Origin of the sequence: Burkholderia sp. Bp9015, from assembly GCF_003853505.1 — a bacterium.
Classification (GTDB): Bacteria; Pseudomonadota; Gammaproteobacteria; order Burkholderiales; family Burkholderiaceae; genus Burkholderia.
The window spans coordinates 28,111-41,594 of sequence record NZ_QTPZ01000040.1; the positions used below are offsets into that span (position 1 = coordinate 28,111).

Consider the following 13,484-nt stretch of genomic DNA (forward strand, 5'->3'; position numbering starts at 1 on the left):
TCCCGGAACTCGCGAACATGACCCTGTTTCGCCTCGGCGCATCGTGCGCCATCCTCGGCCTGCTGGCCGCCTGCACGTCGCCGTCACTGGTCGGGCGCGGCACTTACTACGCCGACACGAGCTTGCACGCACGCGGCGCCGATTCGCGGATCCGCTTTCTCGTGATGCATTACACCGAAAGCGACGAAGCGAAATCGCTGCGCACGCTGACGGGCGATTCGGTCAGCGCGCACTACGTGGTGCCGCCGCAACCGCGCATCGAACGCAGGATGCCGGTGGTCTACCAGCTCGTGCCCGAATCGGAACGCGCATGGCAGGCGGGCATCAGCGAATGGCAGGGCACGACCGAGCTCAACGCAGCGTCGATCGGCATCGAGAACGTGAATCGCGGCCCGCTCGATCCGCAAAACCGCACGTGGCAGCCGTATCCGCCCGAACAGGTCGATGCGCTGATCCGTCTGTCGAAAGATGTCGTCGCGCGCTACCGGATTCCGCCGACGCGCGTGGTCGGGCACAGCGACATCGCGCCGCAACGCAAGATCGATCCGGGGCCGCTGTTCCCGTGGCATGCGCTCGCGCAAGCCGGTGTCGGCGCGTGGCCGGACGATGCGACCGTGGCCGCCCGGCTCGGCGGCCGCGATCCGCACGCGCTCGTCGACGTGCGCGAACTGCAGCTGAAGCTCGCGCGCTACGGCTACGACGTGCCGGCCGACGGCGTGCTCGACACCCGCACGCGACGCGTATTCGCGGCGTTCCAGATGCATTTCCGGCCGGTCGACTATGCGGGCAATCCGGACGCCGAAACCGATGCGATCGCACAGGCGCTGCTCGACAAGTATTTCTCCGCCACGCCGCCGGCGGGCGACGCATCCGCCACCGGCGCGCCGTGATCGCCGGCGTGCCCGGCGCTGATCGCAGCGCCGGCACCCCACCGAAAATGCCCGGGTCGTCTCCCGAGTCCGGTAAACTGGCGGTTTTCCGCAATCCCGCTGTATTCCCACCCCCATGACTCAAGACGAACTCAAACGCCTGGTCGGCCAGGCGGCCGCCGATTATGTGATCCAGAACGTGCCGGAAGGCGCCGTGATCGGCGTCGGCACCGGCTCGACCGCCAACTGCTTCATCGACGCGCTCGCGGCCGTCAAGTCGCGCTATCGCGGCGCCGTGTCGAGCTCCATCGCGACCACCGAACGCCTGAAATCGCACGGCATCAAGGTGTTCGACCTGAACGAGGTCGAATCGCTGCAGGTGTACGTCGACGGTGCCGACGAGATCGACGCAAGCGGTGCAATGATCAAGGGCGGCGGTGGCGCATTGACGCGCGAAAAGATCGTCGCGTCGGTGGCCGATACCTTCGTCTGCATCGCGGACGGCAGCAAGCGCGTGCCGGTGCTCGGCGCATTTCCGCTGCCGATCGAGGTCGTGCCGATGGCACGCACGGCGATCGGCCGGCGCGTGACCGCGCTGGGCGGCGTGCCGGTGCTGCGCGTGACGAAGGACGGCGCGCCGTACATCACCGACAACGGCAACGAGATCATCGACGTCAAGGGGCTGCAAATCACCGATCCGCGCGGTTTCGAGGCGCAGGTCAACGCATGGCCGGGCGTCGTGACGGTCGGCCTGTTCGCCGCGCGCGGCGCGAATCTGTGCCTGCTCGGCACGGCAAACGGCGTTGAAACGATCGTTTATCCCGATTAATCGAAACTGAATGAGAAGCAGTCCGTAATGGCATCCGGATGCCGTAATGGATTGCATGTTCAAAGTTCGTGGAAAGCCCGGCCCGGCAAGCGCAGCGCGCTTTCCGGGCTTTTTTTGAAGCCTTATAAATCAACCGCATCAAAAAGAGGGATAACCCTGTCAGGTGTTTACCAGATAGCGAAATATCCCCGAACTCATCAACTTATAGATCATAAGAACAGTCGTAACCAGGGCCGGCGGAACTGCGGAGCAGGTGTTCGCAAATCGACGCACGGGGAGGTGTCATGGAGCAGGGCAAAGACCGGTCACTGGTCGCCAAAGTGATGGATGGGCTTGTCGCAGGTATCGTCGAGGACAAGTACGGCGGCATTCTGCCGCCGCAGGATGTGCTGTCGAAAGAGTTCGACGTGAGTCGCACGGTGATGCGCGAAGCATTGTCGATGTTGCTCGCGCGCGACATGCTCGACGTGCGTCCGAAAGTCGGTACGCGCGTTCGGCCGATGCGCGACTGGCGCATGATCGATGAAGACGTGGTGAGCTGGCGGTTTCGTGCGAAGCCGGATCCGCAGTTCATGCGCGACGTCATCGAATTCCGGATGCTGATCGAACCGCGCGCGACCGCACAGGCGGCGGTCCGTGCGACGGCGGCCGACATCGCGGGCATCCGCGAGGCGTTCGAAGCGTTCAAGGTGTTGCAACCGGGCGACCCCGGTTATGACACGGCGGACGAGCTGCTGCACACGCGAATCGTCCAGGCGAGCGGCAACCAGTTTTTCCAGCAGATGGCGGCGATCGTGCGCGGCGCTGTGCGGCTCGTGAATCCGCGCGTCGCGCAGAAGGACGGTGCGCACGACATCGCGGTGAAGGCGCATGCGCGCGTCGTCGATGCGATCGAACGCCGCGATCCGCGCGAAGCCGAGGCGGCGTCGCTTGCCCTGATCGATTTCAGCGCCGACGAGATCTCGCGCGATTTCTCCGTCGACGTGCCCGTGCGCGCCTGAATCGGCGCGGGTCGCTTATCCCTGTGCCGGCGAGCCGTTTATCATGACGGCCGGCCGGCAGCGTGCCGGCCACCGTCATACGACCGACACGGAAGATCCGGATGAACGAATTCGACAACCGCCCGGTGCGCTTCGGCATCGTCGGCGCAGGCAGCATCGCACGCCGTTTCGCGCAAAGCCTCGCGCACGTGCCGGGTGCCACGCTCGCCGGCGTGTGGGCCCGCCGCGCCGATGCGGCAACCGCTTTCTGCGACAGCTGCGGCGGCAAGCCTGCCGCCAGCCTCGACGCGCTCCTCGCGAGCGACATCGACGCGATCTATATCGCGACCCTCCACGACAGTCACGCGCACTACGCGCAAGCGGCGCTCGCCGCCGGCAAGGCCGTGCTGTGCGAAAAACCCGCGACGCTGAACGCGACGCAGCTCGATGCCGTGCTGGATGCGGCACGCACGGCCGGCCGGCTCTTCATGGAAGCGATGAAGCCGCCGTTCTTTCCGTTGTATCGTCGGTTGCGCGCGCATCTGCATGACGATCCGATCGGCGAGATCAGGCTCGTGCGCGCGGGCTGCGCGTCGTCGTCGGTGCCGGACGATCATTCCGTCTATCGGCTCGACCGCGCCGGCGGCGCGCTGCTCGACATCGGGATCTACGAAGCGTTTCTCGCGGTCGACTGGCTCGGCGCGGCAGTCGACGTGCAGACGCTCGGCCGCATCGGCGCGACGGGTGTCGACGTGTTCGCGAGCCTGAACAGCCGTCACGCGAACGGCGGCATTGCGCAGCTCTTTTGCGGGCTCGACGTGATGGGACGCGGCGATGCGCTGATCGCTGCAGCAGGCGGGCACGTGACGATTCACGAAAAGTGGTGGAACCCCGCGCGGGCGACGATCCGCTATGCGGACGGGCGCACGGTCGAACTCGACGCGCCGGTCGACGGCGGCGGCCTGAACTACGAGACCGCGCATTTCTGCGACCTGCTGCGCGCGGGCGAACTCGAGAGCCCGATCATGACGCACGACCATTCGCGGCGCATGATCGCGATGACCGATGCCGCACGCGCGGCGCTCGGCGTGCGCTATTCGGGCGAGTAGGCGGGAAGGCGGGGGCCGGGCGCGCATCCGCGGCCCGGCGCGAGAGGCGACATGCTCAGTGCCGCGCGGGCAGCGACAGGCGCTTTTCGTACCAGCGCTGGACCCATTCGAGGATCTGGCACAGCACCCAGTAGATCGCGGCGGCGGCCAGGTACAGCGGCAACGGCTGGTAGGTCGCCGCGATCACTTCCTGCGCGCTGCGCAGCAGTTCGGTCACGGTGATGACGGACACGAGCGACGTGTCCTTGATCAGGCTGATCAGGCTGTTCGACAGGCTCGGCACCGCGATGCGCAGCGCCTGCGGGCCGATCACGTAGCGCAGCGTCTGCCCCCACGACAGCCCGAGGCTGTAGGCGGCCAGCCATTGGCCGCGCGCGATTCCGTTGATCGCACCGCGCATGCTTTCGGACATGTAAGCGGCGACATTCGCGGAGAGCGCGATCACGCCGGCCGGTGTCGGGTCGAGCGAGATGCCGAGGCTCGGCAGTCCGTAATAGATGACGAAGATCTGCACGAGCAGCGGCGTGCCGCGCATCAGGCTCACGTAGGCGCGTGCGAGCCCCGCGAGCGCGTTGACCCAGATGCGTTCGAAGCCGTCGAGCGGTTCGCTTTGCCGGATGCCCATCATCGCGAGCACGACGGCGCCGAGCAGGCCGAACACCATCGACAGCACGGCGAACTTGACGGTCAGTACGGCACCCTGGGCGAGCACCGGCAGCGATTGGACGAGCAGGGACGTTGTCGACATGGAATACGAATCGAATGCGTGCGCGAAAGCGCAATCATAAACCGGACCGATAAAACAAAGGGCGGCATCGCTTCGGATGCCGCCCTTTCCGGCCCGCCGTCAGGCGGGAAGCAGAGGCGTGCTTACTTGACCGGCTTCGTCACGTCGATGCCGAACCACTTGTCCGAGATCTTTGTGAACGTGCCGTCGGCCTCGAGTTGCGCCATCGCGTCGTCGATCGCCTTCTGGAACTTCGGGTTGCCCTTCTTGAACGGGATCCCCGACGGATTCGCCGAGCCGACGTTCGCGCCCGGGCGCAGCGGCAGTTGCGAGTTCTTCGTCAGGTACGCGAGCATCAGGCGGTCGTTGAGCGCTGCATCGAGACGGCCGGCCGCGAGGTCGCGCAGGTACTCGGGCGCGCCCGGGTAGGTCTTCACGTCGATGCCGGGCACCGACTTCGCCATGTCCATATAGTTCGTGCCGAGCGCGACGCCGAGCTTCTTGCCCTTCAGGTCGTCGAGCGACTTGAACTGGCGCGTGTCGTCCTTGCGCTGGATCAACTGGGCGGACGAATACGTGTACGCGGGCGAGAAGTCGAGCGTTTCCTTGCGCTTGTCGGTGATGCCGACCTGGTTGGCGATCACGTCGAACTTGCCGGCCTGCAGGCCCGCGATGATGCCGCTCCATTCGGTCGTGACGAACTCGGCCTTCACGCCGAGCTTCGCGGCGACGGCATTCGCGATGTCGACGTCGAAGCCGACGAGTTCGCCTTGCGGGTTCTTCGAGTTGAACGGCGGGAACGTGCCTTCGAGGCCGACGCGCAGCGTGCCGCGTTGTTTCACCTGGTCGAGGAGGTCGGCCGCCTGCGCGGCGGCGGCGAACGACGTGCCGATCAGGCCGGCGACCAGCAGCTTCTTCAGCAGCGAAATTTTCATCGTGTGAGCTTCCTTGCCCCAGCGGGGCGCTTGATTCTGACTGTGGGGTCGATCATAGCAAAAATACAATCGACCATTAAATATCGTTTGTTTATGGCTATATTACACGGCGCGGTCACGCGCGATCGCCTTCACGCACTCGGCGACGAGCGCGGGGCCGCGATAGATGAAGCCCGTGTACAGCTGGACGAGCGACGCGCCGGCCGCGAGCTTCGCGCGCGCGTCCTCGCCCGAGAAGATGCCGCCGACGCCGATGATCGGCACCGCGCTGCCGACTTCGGCATGCAGTTTGCGGATCACTTCGTTGGACGCATCGAACACCGGACGGCCCGACAGGCCGCCGGCTTCGTCGGCGTGCGGCAGGCCCTGCACGGCCGCACGCGACAGCGTCGTGTTGGTGGCGATGACCGCCTCGATCTTGTGGCGCAGCAGCGTGTCGGCGATTTCCTTGACCTGTTCGTCGTCGAGATCGGGCGCGATCTTCAGCGCGAGCGGCACGAGCTTGCCGTGCAGGTCGGCGAGGCGTTGCTGCTTGTCCTTCAGCGCCGCGAGCAGCGCGTCGAGTTCGCCCGCGCCCTGCAGCTGGCGCAGGTTCTTCGTGTTCGGCGACGAAATGTTGATCGTCACGTAGCTTGCGAACGGATACACGCGCTCGAGGCAGTAGAGATAGTCTTCCGCGGCGCGTTCGATCGGCGTGTCGGCGTTCTTGCCGATGTTCAGGCCGAGGATGCCGCGATAGCGGGCCGCCTGGACGTTCTTCACGAACTGATCGACGCCGTGGTTGTTGAAGCCCATCCGGTTGATCAGCGCTTCCGCCTGCGGCAGGCGGAACATCCGCGGGCGCGGATTGCCCGGCTGCGGGCGCGGCGTGACCGTGCCGACCTCGATGAAGCCGAAGCCGAGCGCCGCGAGGCCGTCGATGGCCGCGCCGTCCTTGTCGAGGCCGGCGGCGAGGCCGACCGGGTTGCGGAACGTGAGTCCCATCACGGTGCGCGGCGCATCGGGCACGCGGGCCGACAGCGCGCAGGCGAGGCCCGTGCGGCCGGCCGCGCCGAGCGCGCGCAGCGTGAGGTGGTGAGCGTCTTCCGCATCCATCTTGAACAGGGATGCGCGGGCCAGCGGATAGAGGGAACTGAACACGGGAATTGGGCGGACGGCCGGAATGAATGACAACCCGCTATTTTACCGGGAGTTGCGCGGCAAGGGCGGGCTTCGCTTCGCATGCGCGGCCGGTGGCACCGCTTGTGCCGCGCGGCAACGCGTGCAAGGGCCGCAGGGTGCCCGTTGCAGGCGCGCCGCCGCGCCGCGGGATGGCCCGTCAGCCCGACCCGGAATGTCCGCCCGGCAGCGGTGCGCGGGCAAGTGCCGCGTCGACCGGCGGCAGGTCGACACGATCCGGATCGAGTATTTTCCAGCGGCCGTCGAGCAACCCTTCGAGCGGATGGAAATTGGCTTTGTAGGCCATCTTCGGGCTCTCGCGGATCCAGTAGCCGAGATACACGTACGGCAGGCCGAGGCTCTTCGCCTGCTCGATCTGCCACAGGATGTTGTACGTGCCGTAGCTCGTATGCTGCTCGTCCGGCTCGAAGAACGTATAGACCGACGACAGTCCGTCGCCGAGGATGTCGATCATGCTGACCATGCGCAGCTTGCCGGGCTCGCCGCCCGGCGCGTCGAGGTCGCGGAATTCGACGAGGCGCGAATTGATCCGGCTCTGCAGCAGGAACTGCTCGTACTGGTCGCGGCTGTCGCGATCCATGCCGCCGCCCGCGTGGCGCGCCGACTGGTAGCGCATGTAGAGCGCGTAGTGCTCCTCGTCGTAGTGCAGCGGCGAGACCGTCGCGACGAGCGCGCGGTGCCGCTTCCACATCCGGCGCTGGGTGCGCGACGGCGTGAACGCGCCGACCGGCACGCGCACCGGCACGCAGGCACGGCAGCCGTCGCAGTACGGGCGATAGGTGAACACGCCCGAGCGCCGGAAGCCGGCCTTCACGAGCTCGGTATAGATGTCGGAATTGATCAGGTGGCTCGGCGTCGCGACTTGCGAGCGCGCGACGCGGCCGTCCAGATAGCTGCACGGATAGGGCGCCGTTGCATAGAATTGCAGCGCCGAAAGCGGTGAAAGCGGCAGCTCAGTCGGGTGAGTCATGGGCAGCTCTCGATGCAGGGAGGGAGTGCCGCGCTAGCGCTCGATCCCGGAGGGGGCGGCCGGTTCGGCAGGGCTCGTCAGCATGGCGAGCACACGCTTGTCGAACTGCCACGGAATCGGCGGTTCGGCTACCGCGCGGCGCACGTGAGCGACAAAGGCCTTGCGTGCGATCTCGCGGCCACCGAGCGACGCTAGATGCGACGTATTCTGCTGGCAGTCTATCATCTCCAGCCCCTGCTCGCGAAGGTGGGCGACGAGTGTCGCCAGCGCGATCTTCGACGCATCGGTGACATCCGCATACATCGATTCGCCGAAAAACATCCGCCCGAACGCGACGCCGTAGAGGCCGCCCACGCGTCGCCCGTCGTGCCACGCCTCGATGCTGTGCGCGTTGCCGGAACGGTAGAGCGACGAATACGCGTCGATGATCTCGGCCGTGATCCAGGTACCGCGCTGCCCGCGGCGCGGCGCTTGCGCGCACGCGCGCATCACGCCCGGAAAGTCATGGTCGACGCGCACTTCCCACGCGGAGTCGCGCAGCACGCGCTTGAGCGTCTTGCGCAGCGACGGGGACACCTTGAATTCGGCCGGCGCGAGGATCATCCGCGGGTCGGGGCTCCACCACAGCACGGGCTGGCCGTCCGAATACCACGGGAAGATGCCGCGCAGGTAGGCCTCGATCAGGCGGGACGGCAGCAGGTCGGCGCTCGCGGCGAGCAGCCCCGGCGCGCCGGTCGCGGAGCCGAGCGCGCGTTCGACGGGCGGGAATGGATCGTCCGGGCCGAGCCAGGGGACCATGGGGCGCGGGCTCAGCCGTTGCGCAGCGAGCGGAAGATATCGCCGGTATGGACGCCGTAGTCGCCGGCGGCGCGATCGGCGAAGAAGAAACGCAGCGTCTGGCTGACGGTCGGGAACGCGATCTCGTCCCACGGAATGTCGGCTTCGTCGAACAGCTTGACTTCGAGGCTTTCCTCGCCGGCCTCGTAAGCCGGATCGACGAGCCGCGCCAGATAGAACAGATGGACCTGGTGCACGTGCGGCACGTTGAGCAGCGTGAACAGGTTCTGAACCTCGACGCGTGCGCCGGCTTCCTCGAGCGTTTCGCGCGCGGCGGCCTCGGCCGTCGTCTCGCCCATTTCCATGAAGCCTGCCGGCAGCGTCCAGAAACCGTAGCGCGGTTCGATCGCACGGCGGCACAGCAGCACCTGATCGCCCCAGACCGGCACCGTGCCGACCACGTTGCGCGGATTCTGGTAATGGATCGTGCCGCAGTGATCGCAAATGAAGCGCTCGCGGTTGTCGCCCGGAGGAATGCGCGCGATGACTTCGTGACCGCAGACGGAGCAGAATTTCATGTCGAGTGGAAGGGACGAGGTGATGCGAGTGTATCACCGGGGCGGGGCATTCTCGAACGCGAGCGCATGTGCGCGGCGTGCGGCGCGAAGCGCAACGTGCGAGGCGCGCAATCGCGCGCCGGAAAACAAAAAGCCCGGCGTGGAGCCGGGCTTTTTGCATGAATCGGGACGTTGGTTGCGGGGGTAGGATTTGAACCTACGACCTTCGGGTTATGAGCCCGACGAGCTGCCAGACTGCTCCACCCCGCGTCCGTCGAAGAAATGAATTATATGGGCTAACCCGAATGCTTGCAAGCACTTTCTGACAATCGCGTTTCAGTCGCCGGCGGGACGCCGGCAGGGCCGGTACGGCAGGCGCGTGCGCTAGAATCGAGCGGTTTGCTTGTGTCGTTCACGCCTGCAGCGGAGAGTCGCGCGCGATCGCGTCGGTGCCGTTGCAACACTCACTACAGCATCGACGGATTCATGGACATCGCTCACGATCTGCAATCGATCGGCGCGCAGGAACAGGCGCTCGTGTTTCCCCATTTCGACCCGGCTCGTGCCTGGGCGCTCGGCAACCGGATGCATGCGCTCGCGACGTCGCGCGGCCATGCGATCGCGATCGACATAGTCACGTTCGGCCAGCCGCTGTTCTATGCGGCGCTCGCCGGCGCGACGCCCGACAACGCCGACTGGGTACGCCGCAAGCGCAACGTCGTCGCGCACTTCCGCCGCAGTTCGTATGCGGTCGGCCTGCGCATGCAGCAGGCCGGCGCCACGCTCGCCGACAAGCACGGGCTGCCGATCTCCGACTATTCGCCGCACGGCGGCGCGTTTCCGCTGACCGTCGCGGGGGCCGGCGTGATCGGCTCGATCACCGCATCGGGGCTGCCGCAGCGCGCGGATCACGAGTTCGTCGTCGAAGCCCTGTGCGCCGAGCTCGGGCAGGACTATGCCGTGCTGGCACTTGCAAGGAGCTGAGCGATGCAGATTCCGGGTTACGCATGGCTCGCGATCGCGATCGTCGCGGAAGTGGTCGGCACGTCCGCGCTGCGCGCGGCGGACGGCTTCACGCGCTTCTGGCCGTCGGCGCTCGTCGTGGCCGGTTACGGCATCGCGTTCTACTGTCTGTCGCTCACGCTGCGCACGATGCCCGTCGGCATCATCTATGCGGTGTGGTCGGGGGCCGGCATCGTGCTGATCACGCTCGTCGCGATGCTGCTCTATCGCCAGGTGCCGGACCTGCCGGCCGTGATCGGCCTCGGGCTGATCGTCTCGGGCGTCGTGGTGCTGAACCTGTTCTCGAAGATGCAGGCGCACTGAGCGTGCGCCCGCGATACGCCGGATGGCTCACATGACCGATTCCACTGCCGCTTCCGCCGAAGCCGCCCAGCCCGACGTGCGCGCGTATGTCGCGAACCGCATCGGCTATCTCGAACTGAACCGGCCGAAGGCGCTGAATGCGCTGTCGGTGGGGATGATCCGACTGATGCAGCAGGCGCTCGATGCATGGCGCGACGACGCGGAGGTGACGGCCGTCGTCGTGCACAGCCCGCATCCGCGCGCGTTCTGCGCGGGCGGCGACGTGCGCTTCTTCCACGCTGCGTGGCAGCGCGGCGATCGCGATGCGGTCGACACGTTCTTCATCGAGGAATACACGCTCAACCATACGATGTTCACCTATCCGAAACCGTACATCGCGTTGATGCACGGCGTCGTGATGGGCGGCGGCATGGGCATTTCGCAGGCGGCGCGACATACGGGCGGCCTGCGTGTGGTCACCGATTCGACGAAGATGGCGATGCCCGAAACGCGCATCGGGCTGTTCCCGGACGTCGGGATGAGCTGGTTCCTCGCGCGCACGCCGGGCGCGCTCGGCCGCTATCTCGCGGTGACCGGCGCGACGCTCGACGCGGCCGGCGCACTGTATGCGCAGCTCGCCGACGTATACCTGCCTGACGCCGCGCTGCCGGCGCTGCTCGATACGCTGCACGGCGCGCGGATCGACAGCGGCGCGCAGGCCGTCGCGTGCGTGGCCGACGCAGCTGCCGCGCACAAGGTCGTGCCGACGCCCGACACGTCGGCGCTGGCCGACGCGCGCGCCGGGATCGACCGGCATTTCGCGCAGCCCGATATCGGCGCGATCCTGGCGTCGCTCGACGCCGAGCAGGATTGCGCGGCCATCGACGGATGGGTCGAGAAGGCGACCCACGCGATGCGCAGCCAGTTGTCGCCGCTGTCGATGGCCGTGTCGCTCGAAGTCGTCGAGCGCGCGCGCGGCGCGACGATGGCCGATTGCCTGCGGCGCGATCTCGACCTCACGCGTTCGACGTTCGCGCACGGCGACGTGATCGAAGGCGTGCGCGCGCTGATCGTCGACAAGGATCAACAGCCGGTCTGGCGTTTCAAGTCGACGGCCGATATCGACCGGGCCGACGTGCTCGCGATGTTCGACAGCCCGTGGACGCCTGACACGCATCCGCTGCGCAACCTGAAGGACTGACGCGCGCGGTATCGAAGCGAAAAGCAAAAAGGCCGCTTGCATGTGCAGGCGGCCTTTCCGTTTGCGGATGCCGATCCGGCTCGGCGACAGGGCCGGGGCCTCGCCGCAAGCCGTGCGTTATTCGTCGCCGGCGTCGTCCGACATGAACGCGCGCATGAACACCAGCGCACCGAAACCCCACACCGCGTTTGCCGCGAAACCGGCGGCGAGCACCGGCATCATGTTGCCCGACGGCCAGATCCCGCGCAGCGGATCGATCGCGAACACGCGGGCGGCCGTCAGCACGATGCCGCCGAACACCAGCGCGCCGATCCACGGCGCTTCGCGCTCCGGCGACACGCGCAGCAGCCACGCCATCGGGATCGCGCAGCACGCGCTGATCAGCGCGTTCGCGACAAATTCAGGAATGCCGAGCGGCGCGAAAGGTTGCGTGGAGAATCCGGCTGCGGCGATCAGGTCGGCCGTATGCAGGAGCGCGAGCGTCGCTTCGCGAAAGAAGAGGGCGGCCAGGAAGCCGGACAGGAACGGCAGGATGACTTTCTGCATCGGTGAGCGTATTGCAGGCGCGGCCGGCCGGGGCCGTCCGCGCGAAGTTGTTCGGATAGGTGCGTCATTATAGGGCCCGGCCGATGCGATATTCGCTGGAGCGTCGCGCTAATCACGAAAGCGGAAAACCTAAGCTCAAAAAAATCGTTCCAAAGCCCTGCACCGATCCATAGACTGATTTCCCAGAAACAGCCGTGCAATCGCGTACTCGTCCGCGGCACGGCCTGACCGGCGAGCCATCCCGATTCGAATGCACACCATGCATGCGTCGCTGATTCGCGACGCGAGCAGGGCTTCGTTTTATCCAGATTCCGGCAAGGACAGTCAAGCAGGAGCAGCAGATGAATGTTTTCTGGTTTATTCCCACGCACGGCGACAGCCGTTATCTCGGCACCGCCGAAGGCGCGCGCGCCGCGGATTACGATTATTTCAAGCAGATCGCCGTCGCGGCCGACACGCTCGGCTACGAAGGCGTGCTGCTGCCGACCGGCCGTTCCTGCGAGGATGCGTGGGTCGTTGCGTCGAGCCTGATTCCGGCGACGCAGCGTCTGAAGTTCCTGGTCGCCGTGCGTCCCGGCATCGCATCGCCCGGTTTCGCGGCGCGGATGGCCGCGACGTTCGACCGCCTGTCGGGCGGCCGCCTGCTGATCAACGTCGTGACGGGCGGCGACGCCGCCGAACTCGAAGGCGACGGGCTGTTCGCGGATCACGATACGCGCTACGAGATCACCGACGACTTCCTGAACATCTGGCGCGGACTGCTGTCCGCCTCGCACGATAACGGCGGCTTCGACTACATCGGCAAGCACCTTCAGTCGAAGGGCGGCAAGGCGCTGTATCCGCCCGTGCAGCGCCCGCATCCGCCGCTGTGGTTCGGCGGATCGTCGCCGGCCGCGCACGCGATCGCCGCGGATCACATCGACACCTACCTGACCTGGGGCGAGCCGCCCGAGGCCGTCGCGAAGAAGATCGCAGACATCCGCGCCCGCGCCGAGGCGCGTGGCCGCAAGATCAAGTTCGGCATCCGCCTGCACGTGATCGTGCGCGAGACCGAGGACGAGGCGTGGCGCGATGCCGACCGCCTGATCAGCCGTCTCGACGACGAGACGATCGCCCGCGCGCAGCAGGCATTCGCGAACATGGATTCGGAAGGCCAGCGCCGGATGGCCGCGCTGCACGGTGGCAAGCGCGGCGGCCGCGAGGCGCTCGAGGTGTATCCGAACCTGTGGGCCGGTGTCGGTCTCGTGCGCGGCGGCGCGGGTACCGCGCTCGTCGGCAACCCCGAGCAGGTCGCGGAACGCATGCGCGAATACGCGGATCTCGGCATCGAGACGTTCATCCTGTCCGGCTATCCGCACCTCGAGGAGTCGTACCGCTTCGCCGAGCTCGTGTTCCCGCTGATCAAGGGCAAGGGCGCGGCGCGTCCGTCCGGCCCGCTGTCAGGGCCGTTCGGCGAGATCGTCGGCAACAACTATCTGCCGAAGGCGAGCCAGAGCTGAA

The 13,484-nt window shown here is 66.7% G+C and carries 15 protein-coding genes and 1 tRNA gene; 8 read left to right on the forward strand and 8 right to left on the reverse strand.

The genetic code is table 11. The features are described 5' to 3' along the window. Window positions 1–17: 17 nt before the first annotated feature. The 4 genes from DIE12_RS31345 (at window position 18) to DIE12_RS31360 (ending at window position 3,787) form a co-directional block, all read left to right on the forward strand. Window positions 18–890 (forward strand): N-acetylmuramoyl-L-alanine amidase, encoded by an 873-nt coding sequence (locus DIE12_RS31345; RefSeq protein ID WP_124485695.1) that lies wholly within the window; start codon window positions 18–20, stop codon window positions 888–890. Window positions 891–1,005: 115 nt separating this feature from the next. After that, window positions 1,006–1,698 (forward strand): ribose-5-phosphate isomerase RpiA, encoded by a 693-nt coding sequence (rpiA, locus tag DIE12_RS31350; RefSeq protein WP_044845079.1) that lies wholly within the window; start codon window positions 1,006–1,008, stop codon window positions 1,696–1,698. A gap of 284 nt (window positions 1,699–1,982) precedes the next feature. Beyond that, complete coding sequence (locus DIE12_RS31355) at window positions 1,983–2,699, forward strand: FadR/GntR family transcriptional regulator (protein ID WP_044845078.1); 717 nt, start codon at window positions 1,983–1,985, stop codon at window positions 2,697–2,699. Between the two features lie 101 nt (window positions 2,700–2,800). Continuing rightward, window positions 2,801–3,787 carry a Gfo/Idh/MocA family protein gene (locus DIE12_RS31360; RefSeq protein ID WP_124485693.1) on the forward strand — a complete coding sequence of 329 codons (987 nt, stop codon included), beginning with the start codon at window positions 2,801–2,803 and terminating at the stop codon, window positions 3,785–3,787. Window positions 3,788–3,842: 55 nt separating this feature from the next. Here DIE12_RS31360 and DIE12_RS31365 read toward each other — a convergent pair whose 3' ends face one another. The 7 genes from DIE12_RS31365 to DIE12_RS31395 all read right to left on the reverse strand — a co-directional run bounded on the left by DIE12_RS31365 (window position 3,843) and on the right by DIE12_RS31395 (window position 9,202). Beyond that, window positions 3,843–4,535 (reverse strand): amino acid ABC transporter permease, encoded by a 693-nt coding sequence (locus tag DIE12_RS31365; protein ID WP_044845076.1) that lies wholly within the window; start codon window positions 4,533–4,535, stop codon window positions 3,843–3,845. Between the two features lie 122 nt (window positions 4,536–4,657). Beyond that, on the reverse strand, window positions 4,658–5,449 hold the full coding sequence (locus DIE12_RS31370; RefSeq protein ID WP_124485692.1) for a cystine ABC transporter substrate-binding protein: 792 nt from the start codon (window positions 5,447–5,449) through the stop codon (window positions 4,658–4,660). A 102-nt stretch (window positions 5,450–5,551) separates the two neighbouring features. Continuing rightward, window positions 5,552–6,589 carry a quinone-dependent dihydroorotate dehydrogenase gene (locus tag DIE12_RS31375; RefSeq protein WP_124485691.1) on the reverse strand — a complete coding sequence of 346 codons (1,038 nt, stop codon included), beginning with the start codon at window positions 6,587–6,589 and terminating at the stop codon, window positions 5,552–5,554. Between the two features lie 178 nt (window positions 6,590–6,767). Continuing rightward, window positions 6,768–7,598 (reverse strand): arginyltransferase, encoded by an 831-nt coding sequence (locus DIE12_RS31380; protein WP_124522241.1) that lies wholly within the window; start codon window positions 7,596–7,598, stop codon window positions 6,768–6,770. Between the two features lie 33 nt (window positions 7,599–7,631). Then, the gene (gene aat, locus DIE12_RS31385; RefSeq protein ID WP_124485690.1) at window positions 7,632–8,396 is read right to left on the reverse strand and encodes a leucyl/phenylalanyl-tRNA--protein transferase; all 765 of its coding nucleotides are present in this window, start codon (window positions 8,394–8,396) and stop codon (window positions 7,632–7,634) included. Window positions 8,397–8,407: 11 nt separating this feature from the next. After that, window positions 8,408–8,953, reverse strand: coding sequence for an NUDIX hydrolase (locus DIE12_RS31390; RefSeq protein WP_040144100.1), 546 nt, complete (start codon window positions 8,951–8,953; stop codon window positions 8,408–8,410). A gap of 172 nt (window positions 8,954–9,125) precedes the next feature. After that, window positions 9,126–9,202 (reverse strand) — tRNA-Met (locus DIE12_RS31395). Window positions 9,203–9,418: 216 nt separating this feature from the next. On the opposite strand from DIE12_RS31395, the gene DIE12_RS31400 reads away from it, so the two are divergent. From DIE12_RS31400 to DIE12_RS31410, 3 genes are read left to right on the forward strand one after another with little or no spacing between them, the layout of a single operon-like run. Then, on the forward strand, window positions 9,419–9,916 hold the full coding sequence (locus tag DIE12_RS31400) for a heme-degrading domain-containing protein (RefSeq protein ID WP_124522239.1): 498 nt from the start codon (window positions 9,419–9,421) through the stop codon (window positions 9,914–9,916). Between the two features lie 3 nt (window positions 9,917–9,919). Further along, window positions 9,920–10,258, forward strand: a complete 339-nt coding sequence (locus tag DIE12_RS31405; RefSeq protein WP_044845070.1) for a multidrug efflux SMR transporter — start codon at window positions 9,920–9,922, stop codon at window positions 10,256–10,258. A 31-nt stretch (window positions 10,259–10,289) separates the two neighbouring features. Beyond that, on the forward strand, window positions 10,290–11,438 hold the full coding sequence (locus DIE12_RS31410; protein ID WP_124522237.1) for an enoyl-CoA hydratase/isomerase family protein: 1,149 nt from the start codon (window positions 10,290–10,292) through the stop codon (window positions 11,436–11,438). Window positions 11,439–11,555: 117 nt separating this feature from the next. On the opposite strand, the gene DIE12_RS31415 is transcribed toward DIE12_RS31410, so the two are convergent. Next, entirely contained in the window at window positions 11,556–11,984 is a 429-nt protein-coding gene (locus DIE12_RS31415; RefSeq protein WP_044845068.1) for a hypothetical protein, read from the reverse strand. Between the two features lie 341 nt (window positions 11,985–12,325). Between DIE12_RS31415 and ssuD the strand changes: the two genes are divergently transcribed. Continuing rightward, the gene (ssuD, locus tag DIE12_RS31420; protein ID WP_124522235.1) at window positions 12,326–13,483 is read left to right on the forward strand and encodes an FMNH2-dependent alkanesulfonate monooxygenase; all 1,158 of its coding nucleotides are present in this window, start codon (window positions 12,326–12,328) and stop codon (window positions 13,481–13,483) included. The last annotated feature ends 1 nt before the right edge of the window (window position 13,484 follow it).